The sequence below is a fragment of the Acinetobacter sp. YH12046 genome, from assembly GCF_013419905.1.
In the GTDB taxonomy this organism is placed as follows: domain Bacteria; phylum Pseudomonadota; class Gammaproteobacteria; order Pseudomonadales; family Moraxellaceae; genus Acinetobacter.
In genome coordinates this window covers 1-21,303 of the sequence record NZ_VOZF01000027.1, presented here as the reverse complement: position 1 = coordinate 21,303, position 21,303 = coordinate 1, and the positions used below count along the sequence as shown (strand labels likewise).

21 protein-coding genes are annotated in these 21,303 nt (G+C 42.6%); 5 read left to right on the top strand and 16 right to left on the bottom strand.

Features of this window, described 5'->3' with window-relative positions; genetic code table 11:
- Positions 1-36: 36 nt before the first annotated feature.
- The gene (locus FTU03_RS12935; protein ID WP_005236433.1) at positions 37-333 is read right to left on the bottom strand and encodes a hypothetical protein; all 297 of its coding nucleotides are present in this window, start codon (positions 331-333) and stop codon (positions 37-39) included.
- A 179-nt stretch (positions 334-512) separates the two neighbouring features.
- Entirely contained in the window at positions 513-1,541 is a 1,029-nt protein-coding gene (locus FTU03_RS12930) for a type I glyceraldehyde-3-phosphate dehydrogenase (RefSeq protein ID WP_179993210.1), read from the bottom strand.
- A 409-nt stretch (positions 1,542-1,950) separates the two neighbouring features.
- On the opposite strand from FTU03_RS12930, the gene alaS reads away from it, so the two are divergent.
- The 3 genes from alaS (at position 1,951) to csrA (ending at position 6,495) form a co-directional block, all read left to right on the top strand.
- Positions 1,951-4,644: an alanine--tRNA ligase gene (gene alaS, locus FTU03_RS12925; RefSeq protein ID WP_179993209.1), complete on the top strand. Its 2,694-nt coding sequence runs from the start codon at positions 1,951-1,953 to the stop codon at positions 4,642-4,644.
- A gap of 64 nt (positions 4,645-4,708) precedes the next feature.
- Positions 4,709-5,989: an aspartate kinase gene (locus tag FTU03_RS12920; protein ID WP_159123232.1), complete on the top strand. Its 1,281-nt coding sequence runs from the start codon at positions 4,709-4,711 to the stop codon at positions 5,987-5,989.
- Positions 5,990-6,237: 248 nt separating this feature from the next.
- Positions 6,238-6,495: a carbon storage regulator CsrA gene (csrA, locus tag FTU03_RS12915; RefSeq protein ID WP_004784202.1), complete on the top strand. Its 258-nt coding sequence runs from the start codon at positions 6,238-6,240 to the stop codon at positions 6,493-6,495.
- Between the two features lie 79 nt (positions 6,496-6,574).
- On the opposite strand, the gene rnhB is transcribed toward csrA, so the two are convergent.
- From rnhB to yaaA, 7 genes are all read right to left on the bottom strand, one after another.
- Positions 6,575-7,165: a ribonuclease HII gene (gene rnhB / locus FTU03_RS12910; protein WP_004815396.1), complete on the bottom strand. Its 591-nt coding sequence runs from the start codon at positions 7,163-7,165 to the stop codon at positions 6,575-6,577.
- Positions 7,166-7,222: 57 nt separating this feature from the next.
- The gene (locus tag FTU03_RS12905) at positions 7,223-7,603 is read right to left on the bottom strand and encodes a hypothetical protein (protein ID WP_159123230.1); all 381 of its coding nucleotides are present in this window, start codon (positions 7,601-7,603) and stop codon (positions 7,223-7,225) included.
- Positions 7,604-7,787: 184 nt separating this feature from the next.
- Entirely contained in the window at positions 7,788-8,132 is a 345-nt protein-coding gene (locus tag FTU03_RS12900; RefSeq protein WP_004815392.1) for a hypothetical protein, read from the bottom strand.
- Between the two features lie 82 nt (positions 8,133-8,214).
- On the bottom strand, positions 8,215-9,216 hold the full coding sequence (locus tag FTU03_RS12895) for an adenosine deaminase (RefSeq protein WP_179993208.1): 1,002 nt from the start codon (positions 9,214-9,216) through the stop codon (positions 8,215-8,217).
- Between the two features lie 77 nt (positions 9,217-9,293).
- Complete coding sequence (locus FTU03_RS12890) at positions 9,294-10,616, bottom strand: NCS2 family permease (RefSeq protein ID WP_179993207.1); 1,323 nt, start codon at positions 10,614-10,616, stop codon at positions 9,294-9,296.
- Between the two features lie 441 nt (positions 10,617-11,057).
- The gene (locus tag FTU03_RS12885) at positions 11,058-11,219 is read right to left on the bottom strand and encodes a hypothetical protein (protein ID WP_227504412.1); all 162 of its coding nucleotides are present in this window, start codon (positions 11,217-11,219) and stop codon (positions 11,058-11,060) included.
- A 504-nt stretch (positions 11,220-11,723) separates the two neighbouring features.
- Complete coding sequence (gene yaaA, locus FTU03_RS12880; protein WP_179993206.1) at positions 11,724-12,506, bottom strand: peroxide stress protein YaaA; 783 nt, start codon at positions 12,504-12,506, stop codon at positions 11,724-11,726.
- Between the two features lie 122 nt (positions 12,507-12,628).
- Here yaaA and FTU03_RS12875 point away from each other — a divergent pair, with 122 nt between their 5' ends.
- The gene (locus FTU03_RS12875; RefSeq protein ID WP_179993205.1) at positions 12,629-13,261 is read left to right on the top strand and encodes an alpha/beta hydrolase; all 633 of its coding nucleotides are present in this window, start codon (positions 12,629-12,631) and stop codon (positions 13,259-13,261) included.
- A gap of 139 nt (positions 13,262-13,400) precedes the next feature.
- Here the strand turns inward: FTU03_RS12875 and FTU03_RS16260 are convergent, their stop codons facing one another.
- The 6 genes from FTU03_RS16260 to pheA all read right to left on the bottom strand — a co-directional run bounded on the left by FTU03_RS16260 (position 13,401) and on the right by pheA (position 18,812).
- Entirely contained in the window at positions 13,401-13,643 is a 243-nt protein-coding gene (locus FTU03_RS16260) for a GNAT family N-acetyltransferase (protein ID WP_257225633.1), read from the bottom strand.
- 18 nt (positions 13,644-13,661) lie between these two features.
- Positions 13,662-13,841 carry a hypothetical protein gene (locus tag FTU03_RS16255; RefSeq protein ID WP_257225632.1) on the bottom strand — a complete coding sequence of 60 codons (180 nt, stop codon included), beginning with the start codon at positions 13,839-13,841 and terminating at the stop codon, positions 13,662-13,664.
- Entirely contained in the window at positions 13,829-14,194 is a 366-nt protein-coding gene (locus FTU03_RS12865; protein ID WP_166136040.1) for a hypothetical protein, read from the bottom strand. The genes FTU03_RS16255 and FTU03_RS12865 overlap by 13 nt, the downstream gene beginning before the upstream one ends.
- 100 nt (positions 14,195-14,294) lie before the next feature.
- A complete protein-coding gene (locus FTU03_RS12860; RefSeq protein WP_179993204.1) occupies positions 14,295-16,541 on the bottom strand; it encodes a bifunctional prephenate dehydrogenase/3-phosphoshikimate 1-carboxyvinyltransferase in 2,247 nt (748 codons plus the stop codon).
- A 3-nt stretch (positions 16,542-16,544) separates the two neighbouring features.
- Positions 16,545-17,636 carry a histidinol-phosphate transaminase gene (gene hisC / locus FTU03_RS12855; protein WP_179993203.1) on the bottom strand — a complete coding sequence of 364 codons (1,092 nt, stop codon included), beginning with the start codon at positions 17,634-17,636 and terminating at the stop codon, positions 16,545-16,547.
- 66 nt (positions 17,637-17,702) lie between these two features.
- Positions 17,703-18,812, bottom strand: a complete 1,110-nt coding sequence (pheA, locus tag FTU03_RS12850; RefSeq protein ID WP_125279073.1) for a prephenate dehydratase — start codon at positions 18,810-18,812, stop codon at positions 17,703-17,705.
- Between the two features lie 487 nt (positions 18,813-19,299).
- Between pheA and FTU03_RS12845 the strand changes: the two genes are divergently transcribed.
- A complete protein-coding gene (locus FTU03_RS12845) occupies positions 19,300-19,818 on the top strand; it encodes a DJ-1/PfpI family protein (protein WP_179993202.1) in 519 nt (172 codons plus the stop codon).
- 82 nt (positions 19,819-19,900) lie between these two features.
- On the opposite strand, the gene FTU03_RS12840 is transcribed toward FTU03_RS12845, so the two are convergent.
- Positions 19,901-21,043, bottom strand: a complete 1,143-nt coding sequence (locus FTU03_RS12840; protein ID WP_179993201.1) for an acyl-CoA dehydrogenase family protein — start codon at positions 21,041-21,043, stop codon at positions 19,901-19,903.
- Between the last annotated feature and the right edge of the window lie 260 nt (positions 21,044-21,303).

The window sequence follows — 21,303 nt, the reverse complement described above, 5'->3', positions numbered from 1 at the left end:
ATCCTTTATATAAGGCTAGGCCAGCATAAAAAGGTCTTATGACTTTGGTTCTACTACTTTAGCGAGCAGATTTACCAGTTCTGCATTTTGCAGTTCAACTTTTTGCAGTTTGGCTGTAGTCTGATCCAGTACTTCCTGCTGCACATGCATCTTTTTCGCCAGATCCTGCATAATTTCCAAGGTCTTTTTTAAATTTTCTTCCAGATGCGCCACTTTTTCCTCAACTGGCACGCCTTCCACACTTTGTGAACTCTCATTATTATTAAATTGCAGCCAGATCAAAAAGATTACAGCCAAGGTTAGTAATATAATAAATCCCCAGATCAACATCATGTGCTTGCTCTTATTCCATTTAATTATCTTTATCTTAACGAAAAAATATCCAGATCATAGAAATATTCGGCATAAATCCGGAGCTTTTCGATCAATTACGTCCAAGTTCTTATTCATTTTCCTCTAATTTTTTAATCTTGCATAAAAAAGCACCCCATTTGGGATGCTTTCAAAATAGCTTAATCTGTATAAAAGGATTCACAGAGATCCAGCAAACGGTTGGCATAACCCCATTCATTATCATACCAGGCAAATACTTTAGCCTGATGCCCCACCACCATGGTCTGGGTCAGATCCACAATCAATGAGTAAGGCGAATGATTAAAATCGCTAGAGACCAAAGGCTCATCTGTCACAGACATGATTTCAGCAAAATCCTGACGTGCAGCGTTCATTAATACTTCATTCAACTGATGATCAGTAATGGGTGACTGAGAAATAAAAGTCAGATCAATTGCTGCGACATTAATGGTTGGCACGCGAATCGAATAACCATCAATCCGGTTCTCCATCTTCGGCATTACGCGTTTTAAAGCACCCAAAGCTGAAGATGTGGTTGGAATAATATTTTGCCCGGAAGCACGGGCACGTCTTAAATCACGATGGGCATGATCCAGTACTGACTGATCCGCTGTCACCGCGTGAATTTCAGTCATCAGTGCAGTTTCAATCCCAAAGGCATCATCAATGATTTTGACTAGCGGTACCAATGCCTGCGTAGTACAGGAAACACTGGAAATAATCTGGTCACTTTCTTTGACATCTCGATGGTTGACGCCATAGACAATTGCGGCATCCACTGTATCAAACGGTGCAGCACCGATAATGACCCGTTTTGCCCCGGCAGTAATATGCTGAGTCGCAGCCTCACGCGAACGGAACAGGCCGGTACATTCCAATACCACATCAATATTCAGTTCATGCCAAGGCATTTCTATTGGATTGGCTTGTCTTAAAACCTGAACTTTCTGATAAGCATCGCGATAAGTGACATGCAGGTAGGCATACTCATCTTCATACGTCAGATCAACCTGCCCCGGGAAACGACCATGAGTAGAATCATATTTAAATAGATGCAATAAGGTTTCAACGTCGGCAACGTCATTAATGGAAACGATGTCAAAATTAAAATCTTTCGGATTCTCAAACCATGCACGCAACACATTGCGTCCGATTCGTCCAAAACCATTAATTGCGATACGTTGCATCGACGTTCCCTACTGCGGCATAAAACTTTGTGCGCCTATATTAATGGAATTATCCAGCTGACTGATAACTATTCAGCTAAATCCACTAAAAATTACACAGAATGTCCAATATTTCATCGAAAAATTCATGCTTTGCTTGAAGTAATCCAGTCTTTCTATCAGCGAGAATTAAGATAAATTGCTGTAATGACAATAGCTTTTGATTTTGCAGGGCATTTTTCTGATTTTTCTAATATTCATTCCTTATAGTTTTATGATCTATAAATATGAAAATCATTGGTTGAACAGGCATTTTCCGTTATAATTTGGCGTTTTTAAATATTTAAGCCCCGCATTGCAGCAGAGAACCAACCTTCTTGTCAGACTGTGATGTTTTTAGCCAAATCGGAAATTATGGAGTGACTTGGTTGTGAGTACTCGTTTTATGACATCAGCTGAAATTCGCGAAGCTTTTTTAAGCTACTTTGAATCGCAAGGGCATACACGTGTCGCGTCGAGTTCTCTGGTTCCTGCCAACGACCCAACATTATTGTTTACCAATGCTGGTATGAACCAGTTTAAAGACTGCTTCCTGGGTCTGGAAAAACGTGACTACGTTCGTGCAACATCTTCACAAAAATGTGTACGTGCAGGTGGTAAACACAACGACTTAGATAACGTTGGCTACACAGCTCGTCACCACACATTCTTTGAAATGCTGGGTAACTTCTCGTTTGGTGATTACTTCAAACGTGATGCGATTAAATTTGCTTGGGAATTTCTGACCGGCGACAAATGGCTGGCACTGCCTAAAGACAAATTGTACGTAACTGTGTATCACACTGATGACGAAGCGTTTGATATCTGGAATAAAGAAGTTGGTCTAGATGCTAGCCGCATTATCCGCATTGGTGATAACAAAGGCGAAAAATACGCATCAGACAATTTCTGGGCAATGGGTGACACTGGTCCTTGTGGTCCATGTTCTGAAATCTTCTATGACCACGGTGATCATATCTGGGGTGGCCTGCCTGGTACGCCTGAAGAAGATGGCGACCGTTTCATTGAAATCTGGAACAACGTATTCATGCAGTTCAACCGCACTGCGGATGGCGTCCTGCACCCTCTTCCAGCACCTTCTGTTGATACCGGTATGGGCCTTGAGCGTATTTCTGCGGTTCTGCAACATGTCAACTCTAACTATGAAATCGACCTGTTCCAAAACCTGTTAAAAGCTGCTGCTGAAATTATCGGTCTAGATACTTCAGATATTGAAGCGAAAGCACAAGCTGAAAACAAACCGGTTGAATACCCTGCTTCACTTAAAGTTGTGGCTGACCATGCACGTTCATGCTGCTTCCTGATTGCGGATGGTGTGAACCCTTCGAATGAAGGTCGTGGTTATGTACTGCGTCGTATCATCCGCCGTGCAGTTCGTCACGGTAACAAACTGGGTGCGACTGGTTCATTCTTCCACAAAATGCTTCAGCCTTTAATTGATGTAATGGGTGCTGCTTATCCAGAGCTTGAAGCAAACAAAACACGTATCGAAGCTGCATTGCTGAAAGAAGAAGAACAATTCGCGAAAACACTTGAGCAAGGTCTGAAATTGCTTGAAGGCGAATTGGCAAACCTGAAAGGTTCTGTGATTCCAGGTGAAATCGTATTCAAACTTTATGATACTTATGGCTTCCCAACTGACCTTACAGCAGATATCGCACGTGAACGTGACTTAACCATTGATGAAGCTGGTTTCGAGAAAGAAATGGCTGCACAACGTCAACGCGCACGTGATGCAGGTAAATTCGCAATCGACTATAACAGCGTTGTTAAAGTTGAAGGCGAAACTCAGTTTGAAGGTTATGACGCGACAGCAGGTCAAGGTCAAATCATCGCAATCTACAAAGATGGCGAACAGGTTGACGAAGTGGTTGAAGGCGACGAAGCATTAATCGTTCTTAACCAGACTCCTTTCTATGCAGAAAGCGGTGGTCAAATCGGTGATACAGGACTCTTCAAAAACGATACCGGTATTTTCGAAGTTCAAGATACCAAAAAATCTGGTGGTGCATTCGTTCACCAAGGTATCGTGACTATGGGTAACTTGAAAGTTACTCAAAACGTGGAAGCAACGGTTAAAGCCGACATTCGTGCCGCAACTGCACGTAACCACTCTGCAACTCACTTGCTACACGCTGCCCTACGTCAAATCCTGGGTTCACACGTACAACAAAAAGGTTCATTGGTTGCGTCTGACGTATTACGTTTCGACTTTGCTAACGATCAGCCTGTAACGTTTGAGCAACTACAAGAAATTGAACGTCTGGTAAATGCCGAAGTGATTGCCAACACGCCTGTTACCACTGAACTGCTCGACATCGAATCTGCGAAAGCCAAAGGTGCGATGATGCTGTTCGGTGAGAAATACGGTGAAGAAGTTCGCGTATTGTCTATGGGTTCAGTGATTGACGAAAAAAACTTCTCAATCGAGCTGTGTGGCGGTATTCACGTGAAACGTACAGGTGACATCGGTCTGTTCAAAATCACTTCTGAAGGTGGTGTCGCAGCAGGTGTACGTCGTATTGAAGCCGTAACCGGTACTAAAGCGGTTGAAGCCGTACAGAAAGTCGATCGTGATGTTCAATATATCAATGGTTTGTTAAAAGCACAGAACCATCAAACAGTCGAAAAAGTTGAAGCTGTGGTGGACACTGCGCATCAATTGCAAAAACAGATCGAACAGCTGAATCAAAAATTGGCAAGCCTACAAGCCGGTGAACTTTTAAGCCAGGTTCAAGAGCTTGCTGGTCGTAAAACATTAATCACGACTGTTCAGGGTATGGATGCGAAAGCACTACGTAACCTGCACGATGGTGTGAAATCAAAATTAGAAAATGCAGTCATTGTTCTTGCAGGTGTAGAGGGTGACAAGGTTAGCTTGATTGCATCTGTAGCTAAAGACTTTACTGCTTCTATTAAAGCGGGTGACATCATCAAACACTTGGCAACTGAGCTAGGTGGTAAAGGTGGTGGTAAACCTGACTTGGCACAAGGTGGCGCGCCACTTAACGAGAAGTTTGCTCCAGTGATGGCTGATTTAGCAGCTTGGCTTGAAGCAAAATAAAAACTTCATTTTGTGTAACTGACCCTGATCGGAAAATCAGGGTCATGGTTTATATGGAACAACTATGGCATTAATCGTTCAAAAATATGGCGGTACCTCAATGGGTACTCCCGAGCGCATTCTCAATGTTGCTCGTCGTGTGAAGCGCTGGCATGACCATGGCCACAAGATGGTTGTAGTCGTATCTGCTATGAGTGGTGAAACCAACCGCTTGCTTGCTCTCGCGAAAGCCATTACCGAAACCCCTGACCCACGTGAACTTGACCAAATGGTTTCTACGGGTGAACAGGTAACGATTTCCATGTTAGCTATGGCGCTGAATTCAATTGGCGTTGAAGCTAAATCTTTAACTGGTCGCCAGGTTGGTATTAAAACTGACAGTGCATTCACCAAAGCACGTATCGAATCTATTGATACCGATGTATTGACTGAAAACCTGGATGCAGGCCGCGTGATCGTGGTGGCTGGTTTCCAGGGCTTTGATGCTGATGGCAATACCACAACTTTAGGCCGTGGTGGTTCTGATACTTCAGGTGTCGCACTTGCTGCAGCGCTTAAAGCGGATGAATGTCAGATTTACACAGACGTTGATGGCGTATATACGACTGACCCTCGTGTTGCGCCTAAAGCGAAAAAAGTAGACCGTATCTCTTTCGAAGAAATGCTGGAAATGGCATCTTTAGGTTCTAAAGTTCTTCAAATTCGCTCTGTAGAATTTGCAGGCAAGTACCAAGTGCCTTTACGCGTACTCTCAAGCTTCGATAATGACAATGATGGCGCATTTGACGAAGACTTCAAAAACAACGTCGGAACTCTTATTACTACTGAACTGGAAGACAACATGGAACAGCCAATTATCTCTGGTATCGCGTTCAACCGCGACGAAGCTAAACTGACTATTCTGGGTGTTCCAGATGAGCCAGGTATTGCATCTAAAATTCTTAAACCAATTGGTGATGCCAATATCGAAGTGGATATGATTATCCAGAACGTTGAAGAAGATGGTACAACTGATTTCACGTTTACTGTAAACCGCGGTGAACTCGCTAAAGCCAAAAAAATCCTTGAAGAAACTGCTCAAGCGATTGGCGCACGTGAAGTTGCAACTCGTGATGACATCGTAAAAGTGTCTATCGTAGGTGTAGGTATGCGTTCTCACGCTGGTGTAGCGAGCAAAATGTTCACTGCCCTTGCTGATGAAGGCATCAACATCCTGATGATTTCTACTTCTGAAATCAAGATTTCAGTAATTATCGAAGAGAATTATCTTGAGCTTGCAGTTCGCTCACTTCACACTGCGTTTGGTTTAGACCGTGAACATGGTGAATCTAGCGCACGCGCTTAAGAGAACTACAAAATACCGTCATTGTCTGACAGTATTTCATTAAATCTCTACAAAAATGCAGGGCCACTATAGTTTTTTTTATAGTGGCTCTGTTATATTAAGCTTAAGGATTTTCAACAGTCTGGATAGTTAACCTCTTCATTTCATGGACAGGACTTTCTATTCAAACTTTAATTATATAATTTTAGGTTGTGTTTTTTTATTACATTCAATAGATTGCAGGTTTTGCATTTTGCAAGGAGAGAAACATGCTGATTTTGACTCGACGCGTCGGGGAAACTTTAATGATCGGAGACCAAGTCAGCGTGACTGTACTTGGCGTAAAAGGCAACCAGGTTCGTATTGGGGTAAATGCTCCGAAAGAAGTCTCTGTACACCGTGAAGAGATTTACCAGCGTATCCAGCATGAACGTGCAATGCATGAACATCTTCAGCATATTGACCAGGATTATCAGCCTTCTTCTTATGAAGATGATAACCAGACACAAAATAACTTTAACCGTTAATTTTGTATGAATATAAAAGCGGCTTTTAAGCCGCTTTTAATTTGTCTAATTTTCAACTGCATAGCAAAATAATCAGACTTTATCCTGCCTGCTGCTGATCAAGCAACGCTGCCAGCACTTTTTTCACCGGTCCGAAACTACGACGGTGCTCATCAATCACCCCGTGTAAGGCAATCGCTTCAAAATGTGCTTTGGTCGGATAACCCTTATGCTTGGCAAAGCCAAATTGTGGATACTTCTGATCCATCTCTACCATCTGACGATCCCGGGTTACTTTCGCCAGGATACTGGCTGCTGAAATCTCAGGATGCAAGGCATCCCCACCTACGACGGCATCACAGCTCATCGCAAGGCCGTGAGGAATCTTGTTGCCATCGACCAGTACATGTTCCGGCTGAATGCTTAATGCTTCCACAGCGCGGCGCATTGCCAGCAAAGAGGCCTGCAAAATATTATGCTCGTCGATTTCTGCCGCAGAGGCTTCAGCGATGGCCCAAGCCAGTGCTTTTTCCTGAATCTCAATAAAAAGTTTTTCTCGCTTCTTCTCGCTTAGCTTCTTGGAATCATTTAAGCCCTCAATCGGGTTATTCGGATCCAATATCACAGCCGCAGCGACCACCGATCCTACTAATGGCCCACGCCCTGCTTCATCTACACCAGCAATATTCATTTTATTTCCCATAAAAAATAGGCTGAACCAGTCAGCCTATTCAAATTTGATTTTGACTTAGTTTACCGCTTCAGCCACGCAAGCGTTAATAGTATTTGCAACGACATTGCCTACAATAGTTGCACGTGCTGCTGGGTCAATTGCTGCAGTCGCCAAATCTACCGCAGTCACGTTTTGTGGTGCTTTTTCACTCACGCAACCACAAATTTCAGACTGGATATTCTGTTTTTGTGTTTCTGTCATTAAACGTGTTGCAGTTTGCCAAGCCGGAATATTATTTAGTTCAGTAACACATTTTGCATTGATGGCAATTTTAATGGCTGCAGAACCGAGTTGCTGACCTGTACTTGCTTGAGTTGGGGTGCCTGTACCTTGGGGTGCTACGCAGGCAGAAAGAACAAGTGCTAATGGAGCAACAACAGCCAATAATTTTTTCACGGATTTTATCCTTTTTTCAACTTTTAAAATATGCAGCTATTGTGCCGAAGTTTATCGCAATAAGAAATCTAAAAATGCGCCATGATGTTTAATCTGCGCACAGCCAGATTCACAGCCATCACAGGAAAGAAGACTCACTATTAATTTAAGGGTAAGGCCTGAATTAGCCAGCACCCAAAAATCCTTAATTGATAAACTCGCCCATACAGCCTTTTAAGCTATTGGCAATTGCTTTACGGGTCAGCTCTTTTTTAGTTTCTTCATCAACGGTTGCTTTTAACAGGGTTTTAGCCGGAACACCTTCCAAGGCATGCTCACCTACACAGCCACATACTTTTTGCTGTAAATGCTGTTTATTGGCTTCAGCCATGAAATAAGTACCCATTTTCCAGACTTTGGAATCTTTCAGCTCTTGGCCACACTGATATTCAATCAGAGGTTTCAGGGCTTTCTGAGTCATTGAGGTATCTGCACAAGCAGGATTGATTAAGCTAACAGCCAGAACAGGCCACAGGAATTTTAATTTCATCTTTGGTTCACAGATCAGATTAAATAAAAAGGCAGAGCGAACTCCACCCTCTTTGGGCTAACAAATTTACTGGAATGATATTTTAAACGAGTGCCTGAATCAGGCTGATCCATTTCTGTTTTTCAGCATCAGAAATAAATGAAGCTTCAAAAGAATTGATCGCCAGCTGTTTTAGCTCATCATTGCTTAGGTCCAAAGCTTCAGCAATGGCAATGAAATTGTCATTCATATAACCACCGAAATACGATGGATCATCTGAATTCACTGTGACATGCACGCCGTGCTGCAACAGGCGACGGATATTATGCTGCTGCATATCATCTACCACACACAGTTTCAGGTTTGAAAGTGGACATACTGTAAGCGGCATCTTCTCTGCAATCAAACGCTGCATCAATTCTGGATCTTCCTCAGAACGTACCCCATGATCAATACGGTTTACTTTTAATAAATCCAAAGCTTCCCAGACATATTCTGCCGGACCTTCTTCACCCGCATGTGCAACCACCAGAAAACCGGCTTCACGTGCTTTAGCGAAAACACGTTCAAACTTAGACGGTGGATGCCCGACTTCACTTGAATCCAGCCCTACTCCAATGATTTGATCTTTATAAGACAGCGCTTGCTCTAATGTCTCAAATGCTGCCTCTTCACTTAAATGACGTAAGAAGCACATAATCAGATGTGAAGTAATGCCTAATTTAGCTTTTGCATCATCACAGGCTTTCTGCAAGCCATTAATCACGGTTTCAAAGGCAATGCCACGATCAGTATGCGTTTGCGGATCAAAGAACATTTCAGTATGCACGACATTATCATCCGCACATTTTTCAAAATATGCCCAAGCCAGATCATAAAAGTCCTGTTCATGAATCAGAACATTGGCACCCGCGTAGTAGATATCCAAGAAAGATTGCAGATTATGGAAATTATAAGCCTGCTTTACTTCCTCAACCGATTTATAAGGAATGCTAATTTCATTACGCTGTGCAATCGCAAACATTAACTCAGGTTCAAAGGTACCTTCGATATGCACATGCAGCTCAGCCTTTGGCAAGGCCTGAATCAATTCAAGACGGTTCATCGCTACTCCTGATTAAACCTGAGAAAAATAAAAAAGGGTGCAAACTGAGTTTACACCCTTTTGATATTCGACAAAAATTAGCCGCCAAACATCCAGAACTTCAATGCCCATAGTACTGCGATGATCCATACCATGTATGGAACAGTTTTCGCTTTACCTGTCAGCAGTTTAATCAGCGCATAGCTGATAAAACCCATTGCGATACCATCTGCAATTGAGTACGTAAATGGCATGAATACAATGGTCAGGAACGCCGGAACCGCTTCAGTAATATCATCCCATTCAATATGGACAATACCCTGAATCATCAATACACCGACAAATAGCAATGCTGGAGCAGTAGCAAAACCTGGTACAGATTGAGCCAATGGAGCCAGGAACAAGCAGGCAATGAACAGCAAGCCAACTACGACGGCAGTCAGACCAGTACGACCACCTGCTGCAACACCCGCTGATGATTCAATATAAGGAGTAGTTGAAGAAGTACCTAACGCCGCCCCAGCAACAATCGCAGAAGAATCGGCAAATAATGCTTTTTTCAGACGCGGCAATTTACCATCTTTCAGCAGCCCTGCACGATGTGAAACACCTACTAACGTACCAGTTGAGTCAAACAAATCGACCAGGAAGAATACGAAGATCACACCGATCAGGCTGGCTGTAAACAGACCTTGAAAGTCCATTTGCAGGAAGGTTGGTGCCAGTGAAGGAATTTGACCCACTACACCCTGGAACTGGTTATAACCTAAAGCAGTAGAAATGGCAGTGATTACCAAAATACTGATAATGATCGCACCACGGACTTTGAAGTGATGCATTACCACCACTAACAGGAAGCCAAGTAGCGCAAGCATAACAGTTGGCTGTTTCAAATCACCCAGACCCACCAAGGTCGCTTGATTATCAATAATAATGCCAGCATTTTTAAGTGCAACCAGGGCCAGGAACAGGCCAATACCACCGCCAATCGCCAGTTTGAGTGACATTGGAATGGCATTAACAATCGCCTCACGTATTTTGAACATACTGATGGCAATGAAGACCAGACCTGATACAAATACTGCACCTAATGCAGTTTGCCAAGGCACACCCATTCCCAGACAGACTGAATAGGTAAAGAAGGCATTCAGGCCCATACCCGGCGCAAGTGCGATTGGATAATTGGCAATTAGCCCCATCACCAGACAGCCAATTGCGGCTGCAAGACAGGTGGCTACAAAGACAGCCCCATGATCCATCCCGGTTTCGGATAAAATCATCGGATTAACAATAATAATGTAACACATTGTCAGGAACGTGGTTACACCTGCCAGAACTTCTGTACGGAAACTGGTTTTGTTTTCACTCAGTTTGAACAGACGTTCCAGCATATTTTCTGAAGATGGATTAGGAGTCGTCATGACCTAGCCCCTATTGAGTAAACTTTATGCTTTAAGCATGCCGCCGGATTCATGAAATTTTATAGAAAACTTCATGAATTTTAAGGATCTGTTAGCAACGAATATGCCAGCTTCGCCATTTAGCGGGTCAAAATGTTTCAATAGCGAACAGTAAGAAAACTGCGCTAGAAAAACTCAAAAAACAATCTAAACAAAAAAGCTGCATAACCCCTATGCAGCTTTTTTCATCATTAGAATCAAATACTTAATTTAAGTAAATTTGATCTAACTTTATCTTTTGCAAATTATAACACATTGATTTCTGATTGCTTCTTAGAATTTATATTTTATTAAAAATTAATATAATCTAGTTCTACTATTATTAAATTTTCTTTTATTTATTATAATTTTATTTTTATCTTTGTACCTGATTCCCTAATCAAAGAGCTTAGTACAAATCTATTAAGGTCGGGGCCGATTTGCATTCAGCAATTTAGTTGAATGTTGTACTTCTTTCAGAATCTGATGAAGCTCTTCATGTTTTCTTGTTTCGGCCTGTTGGTGAACACAATAACCGAGTAAACCCACCATCAGCACAAAAATAGGAATTGTATAAATTTTCATTTTTGTAGTTGAGTTATGTAACAGCATTGAAATTATGCTAACAAAATAACAATAAAATTGTGACATAGTTTACAAATAACCCAATAAAATGCAGTTTTTTCAATTATTTAGAGTTTTTATATTCTTCATTTTTTTATACTTCTTATTCAATTAATCATAATTTTCTGAGCCATATTTTTTTATTTTTTAGTCATTTTTTGAATATTAAAAGAAATTAATTGATTGATTCTATTTTTTATTTTTTTAGAAATTTGTCTTTACTATATAAATTTATCGAGTGAAAAATATCTTTTAAAGCTCACTATAGCTTGCATTATTTTATTTAGCTTTTCTTTTAAAAAAATTCTTCACTCCCTGTTAAAAATTCTTCTAAATAAATGATATTTTGAAAGTTCCTTCCCTATTCTTTAATTTTTATTCAATTCAACCCAATATTACTAAACTTAAATCCACCCAAGAATTTTAAGAAAATTTCTTCATTCAGTCTTGGGTGAATCTTTTATCTTAAGCAGCCAGCTGCTCATCACGTTTAAATACCAACTCACCTTTTAATGAACTTTCAGCATCAAAATAATACCCATCGGTATTAAAGGCTTTTAAGTCTTCAGTTCGTTTGATCTTGTTTTCAATGATAAAGCGCGCCATTAAACCACGAGCTTTCTTGGCATAGAAGCTGATGACTTTATATTTGCCATTTTTCTGATCTAAAAATACCGGCTTGATGATTTCAGCCTGAATTTTGCTTTCTTTCACTGCCTTGTAATATTCATCAGAGGCAATATTGACCAGAATTTCAGACTCTGCTGCTGCCAGATCATGATTGATCAGGTCAGTGATGGTTTGTCCCCAGAACTCATAGAGATGAGCACCACGTGGGTTAGTCAATTTGGTTCCCATCTCCAGACGGTAAGGCATCATCAGATCCAGCGGACGCAATAAGCCATATAGGCCGGATAACATACGCAGATGGTTCTGTGCGTAATGAATCTGATCCTGCTTTAACTGGTAAGCATCCAGACCGGTATAAACGTCCCCTTTAAAGGCAAAGATTGCCTGACGAGCATTGGAAAAATCAAAATCCGGCTGCCAGTCTCTAAAGCGTTCCGCATTCAGATTGGCAATTTTTTCACTGACGCTCATTAAGCTGGCAATTTCAGTTGCGGATAACTTGCGGGCAACTTCTATCAATTCCTGGGAATGTTCCAGCAATCTTGCCTGAGTAAATTGATCGGTAGGTAAAGGTGTTTCGTAATCTAAAGTCTTGGCTGGTGAAATTAAAGCAAGCATAGCAACCTGGTTAAAAAATGATTAATCAAACTATATCAGTAGACTTATTTTAATTCCAATTCATGTTTTTATTTATCATAATCGTTAAAATAGAAAATTCTCCTGCAATTTATCGGTTTTCTATGTCCGAACCAATCTTCCTCCAAGGCCCTGCTGGCCAACTTGAGGTTTTTGTGGATTATCCTCAGGGTGAAGTGAAAGGATTCGCGATTGTTTGTCATCCCCATCCATTACAAGGTGGCACACCACAACATAAGGTTCCGGTGTTACTGGCACAAATGTTTTTAGAGCGTGGTTGTGTTGTCTATCGTCCAAGTTTCCGTGGTTCTGGTCAAAGTGCCGGTCTGCATGATGAAGGCTTTGGTGAAACGGATGATATACTTGAAGTCATTAAATATGCGCGTCGCCAACATATTGGCCTGCCTTTCTTTGCAGGCGGTTTCAGTTTTGGCGCACATGTCATGGCCAAGTGTTACGCTGCCCTGCCCGTTGAACTGCAACCTTCAAAAGTGATTTTGTGTGGTCTACCGACTGCAACCGTAGCTGGCCTACGTCACTATGTTACTCCACCGATCAAAGGTGATATTTTATTTATCCATGGTGAAGCGGATGATGTCACGCTTTTATCCGACATGATTGAATGGGCCAAGCCTCAACGTCATCTGGTCACGATCTTGCCTGGCGCAAATCATTTCTTTACCGGTTATTTAAAACAGCTTCGGATTGCGATGAGCCGTTTCCTCGCATTAAGCTGATCAAAAAAAAACCTCATCGAATGATGAGGTTTTTTTATTCAGAAATAAAATCTTTAGCATGAATTTCATAAATTACAGCCCGATATTTAGGTTTATCTAGGTGGTTGGTAATTTTTCCACTTACACGTTCTGCAATTTTTCAGCTAGCCCAGTTTTCTTCGGCTACCGGATAGCTCAAAGCTTTGATCCCTAATGTATTGAAAGCATAGGCCACAATGCAACGTACTGCCTCATGTCCATAATGATGACCATGCGCCTTTTCACGAATCCAGATACCCACTTCAGGTATTTCATCATGCAGTCGATGCAAACCGCATAATCCGATAAATTCATGTCTTTCAATATGACGGATCACAAAGATATATTCTTTATGATCAGCCATATTGTTTAGCCAGTTTTGTCAGACTGTTGCAAATATCTGTTCAGATTCCGGTGCATCCCATGCCATAAAACGAGTCAGACTCGGGGTAATCGAGGCATAGGCTTCCGCAGCATCAGATGGCTTAAAATAATCTAAAACAAGACGTTCACTTTGTAGTATGGGCAAAACCCTTTGCATTTGTTGAACTAGTTCTTCCACTCAAACTCACTAAAACTTTCTTGTTCTTTCAATGATGCTTCAACGGCTTGTGCCAACTGATTTAATAAACTTTGTTCTGTAATCCGGTCCAGCCAGTCCTGTTCTTCATCCGGATAAGAAGCAATTTCACAAATCAGGTGCCCTTCCTGGTCTCGTGTCTCACAGCTCACTGATAATGGCAACTCATGTTCATCGACACTTACGGCCACTTGTGCACCACTTTGCGCCAAAGTCTTAAAGCCATATTTACCGAGCTCTTCCGTCAGCAGATGTGCCACATATTCCTGAGTCTGCTGACTACCCTGTAATTGTTGCTGGCTCTGGGGATTGGCCATAAATTTTAATTTTCGCATTGCTACATCCAAATGGCTTTTTTGTTGTATGGTTTTAGCATAAGCCAATATAAACAAAACAGCCAAGCAAAAGCTTGGCTGTTTCATGTAAATTTTAGAATTATTCTGTCACTTCAATCGCCAGACCAGCTTGAGAAGTCAGTTCAGTGAAGGTTGGGAAACTGGTTGCGACAGTTTCAGTCCCAACAATCTTAATTTCACCTGAGTTACGCAGACCTGCGATTGAGAAGCTCATGGCAATACGATGATCATGATGCGATTCAATTTCACCACCGGTAAAGATTGGTGACCAGTCACCTGCCTTGCCCTTACCTTCAATGATAATGCCATCATCAGTTGGCGTACAATCAATGCCCATGGTTTTCAGACCATCTGCCATCACCTGAATACGATCCGATTCTTTGACACGCAGCTCAGCAGCACCAGTTAGAATCGTTTGGCCTTCAGCACAAGCTGCCGCGATAAACAATGCCGGGAATTCATCAATTGCTAGTGGCACTTGGTCTTCCGGCATATGAATGCCTTTTAAGGTACGTGTACCACGGATACGAATATCCGCGATCGGTTCACCGCCCGCAATACGTTCATTTTCAACAGCGATGTCGGCTCCCATCTGTTTCAGGATTTCGATTACACCAGTACGGGTGGGGTTAATGCCTACCGCTTCCAAAGTCACGTCAGCATTTTCAGTAATCGCTGCACCGACCATAAAGAAAGCAGCAGAAGAAATATCCGATGGGACTTGAATATTGGTACCCACCAGTTTGCCGCCACCTTGCAGGGAAATACGGTTAGCTTCAGTTTTTACGTCATAACCAAACGCACGCAACATACGTTCAGTATGGTCACGGGTGGGTTCAGGTTCAGTCACTGAAGTTTCGCCCTCAGCCCAAAGACCCGCTAGCAAAATCCCAGACTTCACCTGAGCCGATGCCATTGGCAAGTCGTATTGAATACCTTTTAGGTTTTGATTACCGGTAATCGATACTGGTGGTGTACCACGTTCACCCGTAGTTTGAATCTGTGCACCCATCAAACGTAATGGTTTAGCAATACGCTCCATTGGACGTTTAGATAGTGAAGCATCGCCAGTCATTACAGAATCAAATTTCTGTGCTGACAGTATGCCAGACAGCAGACGCATCGAAGTACCCGAGTTGCCCATGTAAAGCGCAGATTTTGGTGCTTTCAGACCATGCATACCCACGCCATGAATGGTCACTTCGCCATTCTTAGGACCTTCAATACTTACGCCCATGTCACGGAAGGCTTGCAGCGTCGCAAGCGCATCTTCACCCTCAAGGAAACCCGTTACATGCGTTGTACCTTCAGCGATGGCACCAAACATGATGGAACGGTGTGACACAGATTTGTCACCTGGCACGGTAAATTTACCCTGGAACGTCTTGGCACCTGGTTGAATGGTAAATTGTTGTGTCACTTTATTTTTCTCCATGAGAGGTTTCTTGGCGAGCATATGATTGAAGTGCTGACGCGCAGCCTGCGCATGCCCCAATAAGCCCATTAAGGCTTGTGAATCTTCATCTTCAATCAGCTTGCGGATAATCGCGAGTTGAGCTTCAAAGCCGTCCACGGCATTGAGAATCGCCTTTTTATTGGCAAAAAAGATGTCATGCCACATTTGTGGATCACTGGCGGCAATACGCGAGAAGTCGCGAAAGCCACCGGCAGCATAACGAAAAATATCCAGATTGTCTTCGCGTTTGGCCAGTTGTTCGACCAGGTTGAAGGCCATCAGATGCGGAAGATGACTAGTATGTGCCAGCACTTCATCGTGCTTTTCCACATCCATACAAATCACTTCCGCCTTTGCCGCCTGCCACAGTTGAATCAGTTTCTCGACCGCCCATTGTCCGCTGCTTGGCAACGGTGTCAAAATCACCTTGTGATTAGCGAACAGATCCACCTTACCCGCATGTACACCAGTATGTTCTGCACCCGCAATTGGATGCCCCGGCACAAAACCGGCTGGTAGATTTTCACCAAATACGGCTTTGGCTGCTTCTACCACATTACCTTTAGTACTGCCGACATCAGTCAGGATGACATTTTCCGACAAATAAGGCTTGATGGTTTCCAATACCTTTTGCGTTGCACGAACAGGTAAAGCCAGCACCACCAGGTCTGCACCTTGAACAGCTTCTACAGGATCTGCATAGCCGTGGGAAATCAGACCGAGTGCCTTGGCATCTTCCAAAGTTTTTTGTGAGCGGGTCGATGCCACAATGTCATTGGCTAAATGCTCGGCCTGAATGACACGCGCCAGACTTGAACCAATCAGTCCAAGTCCGATAAAGGCAACTTTTTCAAACAGTGGCTGCGACATAACTTACGCTTTCGCCTCTAAGCCAAGTACTTTACCTAATGCAGCAAGGAATTTGGCATTTTCAGCTTCAGTACCAATCGATACACGCAGGTGGTTTGGAATACCCACTGGACGTACGATCACGCCTTCTTTCAACAACTTGTTAAATGTTTCAGCTGGATCAGCCTGTACATCAACCAAGATGAAGTTTGCGCGTGAAGGTACATAGTTCAGGCCTAAAGCTTTGAAGCCGGCTTCTAGCTGAGCCATACCCGCCTTGTTTACTTCACGAGATTTCTCGATGAATGCTTCGTCTTTCAGTGCAGCCACCGCAGCCACCATCGCCAAGTGGTTCACGTTAAATGGCTGACGGATACGGTTCAGGTAATCAGTCACTTCAACAGAAGCCAGGGCAAAACCAACACGCAGTGCAGCCAAACCATAGCACTTAGACAGCGTACGGCTGACAATCAGGTTTGGATACTGTTTCAGGAATTTTAGGCTATTGAAGTTCTCTGGGAAATATTCCACATAGGCTTCATCTAGCACCACGATCACGTTCGCAGGAACTTTCTGCATGAATGCTTCAAATTCAGCTTCTTCAAACCAGGTCCCTGTCGGGTTATTCGGGTTTGCAATAAAGATCAGCTTGGTGTTGTCTTTTACCGCAGCCGCCATCGCTTCAAGGTCATGTGAGAAACCTTTAGCAGGTACTTCGATCGCTTCAGCGTTAATCGCTTGAGTCACCAGTGCATATACCGCAAACGCATGCTGGCTATAAATCACTGAATCTTTTTCAGAAACAAATGCACGGGCGAATATTTCCAGTAAGTCGTTTGAACCATTACCTAAAGTAATCTGGTTATGATCAAAACCGAATTGTGTCTTGATCTGATCTTTCAGGATAAAGCCACCGCCATCCGGATAACGGCCAATTTCCGCCAGTTCCGCAGCCACTGCTTCTTTGACTTTATCTGAACAGCCCAGCGGGTTTTCATTTGAAGCCAGTTTTACGATATCAGTGATGCCCAACTCACGCTCAAGTTCACTGATCGGTTTACCTGGTTGATATGGCTTTAATTTAGAGATGCCTTCATTGGCTGGGACAAACGACATTTTATACTTCCGATTTACAGATGAAACAGTGGTTAGCACCCTCGCACTAACCACGAAAGGCTGCTTTTATAAAACAGCTGCAGGATATGAACCAAGCACGCGGACTTCTTTCACAAACGGACGAATTTCTTCGATCGCAGCTTTAACATTTTCCTGCTCAATATGACCTTCAAGATCGATAAAGAATACATAAGCCCATTTTTCAGGAAGTGCAGGTCGAGTTTCAATACTGGTTAGACTAATGTTGTGTTTGGCAAATGGAGCTAAAATTTCCAGCAATGCACCGGCACGGTCATGCGCAGACACCAATAATGAAGTTTTATCATTACCGCTTTGTGGCACTTTCTCGCGACCAATCACCAGGAAGCGTGTTGTGTTCTCTGGATTGTCCTCAATATTGCTGTGCATAATCTCAAGATTATAGATATTCGCAGCAATTTCAGAAGCAATCGCAGCAGAATGCCATTCATTCTGAATACGGCGCGCAGCTTCAGCATTTGAACTGAGTGCCACACGTTCTACACCTGGATAATGGGCATCCAGCCATTTACGGCATTGAGCCAGAGTCTGCTGGTGTGCATAGATCTGTTTAATACTGTCCTTACGGGTATTTTCAGAGATCAGGAACTGGTGATGAATAGGTAATTCTACTTCGCCAATCACATTCAGATGCGAAGTCTTGAAACAGTCTAAAGTGTGGTTCACTACCCCTTCAGAGGAGTTTTCAACAGGCACCAGACCATAATGTGCACTGCCCGCTTCTACTTCACGGAACACTTCATCAATAGTCGGTAATGGACGAACCACAGCATCATGACCAAAATGTTTCAATACTGCTGAGTGTGTGTAGGTACCGACAGGTCCCAAGAACGCAATACTTTGCGGTGCTTCAAGCGCCAAACAAGCCGACATGATCTCGCGGAACAGACGTGCCATCGTCGTATCTGACAATGGTCCTTCATTGCGCTCCATAACATTGCGCAAAACCTGTGCTTCACGTTCCGGACGGTAAAACAGCGGATTTTCTTCAGATGCGAATTTCGCTTTTGCTACAGCCTCAGCCAAACGTGCACGACGGTTAATCAATTGCTGGATTTGTTGATCAACTGAATCGATATCTTCACGAATTTTAGCCAAATCTAAAGAAGCCGTTGTGTTTTGATCGTCGTTGATCATCGTGATGTCGCCCTTCATAAACCTTATCTGTGCAGTATAACAATTAGTGCGCTGCAAATGTTACACAATATAACTTTAGTAGATTAATTCTTAAAAACAGGGATTTGATTTTAACCGTTCATCGCTTTAGTCATATCTGGTAACATTTCTTTCAGCATTTTCGCATCTTTTACATTATCAAATTGTAAACTTTGCTCGCCCATCTTAACTGATTTTTATCAAGATGAAATATCACTATTTCTTAATCTACATAACGATTTTAAGCATAAGAAAATAAAAATAAAGCCATCTCGATTCCTCTAGTTTAACTACTTAAAATCTGAGTGACAGTTCACAATAAAATGCACATAGAAAACTGTTTTTTTGATCATTTTCCTTTGATTTAATTGGATTTTTTACACTAAATCACTATTTGGTTACAAAGCAGAGACGTTTTTTAAACCTTAAATCGCTAGTCTAATTTAAAACTATATTGGGGGTGCCTATAATGCCAAAAAGAATAGCGGTACTTGTAACGAATAATTTTGAAGATCTTGAATATACTGAACCTGTTGCAGCCTTACTTGCTGCAGAGCACAGTGTCTGTAATATTGAATTGCATGCCGGAAAAGTCGTACATGGACTACATGGCCAGTCGAGTGTAATCATTGATCGGGGAATTGATCATATCAGTATTGAGGATTTTGATGCCCTGCTCATTCCAGGCGGTGAATCACCAGTGTCCCTCGCCAACGATACGCGAGTCTTACATTTCATTCAGGCTTTTAATGAGGCCAAAAAGACCATTTTTAGTCTTTGTGATGCCTCCTTACTCCTGAGTGAAGCCGATGTTTTAAAGAACCGCATCATTACCAGTATCCGTGCGCATGCATCTAGGGTACAACATGCGGGTGCGACGTATTATGATGTTGAACTGGTCAATGACAATAATCAGCTGATTTCATCTCGAGTAGCAAATGATTTGCCAATTTTTATTCATGAATGTCTGGATGTACTAAAATCTTAAAATAATAAAATATCTAGATTTCAAGAATATTCTTTTCATAAAAAAAGAGTCCATTTAGGACTCTTTTTTTATCTGTTGATTTTTAACGTCCAAGCAGACCACGTGCAACAATTTCTTTCATGATTTCATTGGTACCGCCATAGATCCGTTGAATGCGAGCATCAACAAAGAAACGCGAAATCGGATATTCCGTCATATAGCCATAACCACCAAAGAGCTGAAGCAGATTATCAGCAACTTTCATCTGCATATCTGTTGAAAAGCTCTTTAGCGCTGCTGCCGTTTCAACATCCAGCTTGCCTTGCATATACAACTCAACATTCTGGTTATAGAAAGCTGCTGTTGCCAGCTCGTCAATCTTGGCCTGTGCCAGTACAAAACGGGTATTCTGAAACTGGCCAATCGCCTGACCAAAGGCCTGACGCTCTTTGACATATTGAGTCGTTACATCAATCGAGCCACGAATCGCCCCCAGTGCGGTTGCCGCAATAGCGGTACGTTCACGTGGGAGTTCCTGCATCAGATAGACGAAGCCCTGACCTGGCTGACCCAGCAATTGATCTTTCGGTACTTTGACATTATCAAAGAACAGCTCTGAAGTATCCTGTGAATGCAGACCAATCTTGTCCAAGTTCTTGCCTTTTTTAAAGCCTTCCAGATGCGTATCCACCAGCATCAAAGACACACCTTTGGCGCGTGCTTGTGGATCTGTTTTCACGGCTAATACGACTAGGTCAGCATGCTGACCATTGGAAATAAAAGTTTTAGAACCATTCAACAGATAATGATCATCCTGCAAGATGGCATTGGTTCGCATGGCTTGCAAATCAGAACCTGCACCCGGCTCAGTCATGCCAATCGCACCGACCACTTCACCAGACACCATTTTCGGTAACCAGTATTTTTTCTGCTCTTCTGTACCGATATGCAAGATATACGGCGCTGCGATATCCGAGTGACAAGACAGGCCGGTTGAGATGGCACTATAGCCTGCTCGAGCTGACTCTTCAATCAACATCAGGGAATAGTGAGTCGGAACACCGTAGCCACCATATTCTTCCGGGACATCGACACACAAGAAGCCATTTTCACCCATCGCATTCCAGACTGAACGCGGCATCATGCCTTCATGCTCCCACTGTTCATAGTAAGGCGCTACATGTTCATTCATAAAGCGTTTGAAATTGTCGCGGAAAAGTTCCAGGTCAGCATCGTAAGCCAGCATTCTTTTATCCTTATCGTGTTTATCGTTTTATTTCCTGTGCACAGGCTAACTATTTTTAGAAAGGCTGTCATGTACCTGACTTATTTTTTTGCTAACTTCACAGTCAGATAAAAATAAAAAAGGAAGCCGAAGCTCACTGCTGTCCCATAGTTTGCTTTAAATAAAAAAACCTGAGTCCTAACAGTTAAAATATGAGTGCAAACAAACACTTTAACGACCAGGATTCAGGTTTTGTCACATCAGAATACCGTATTTCATGA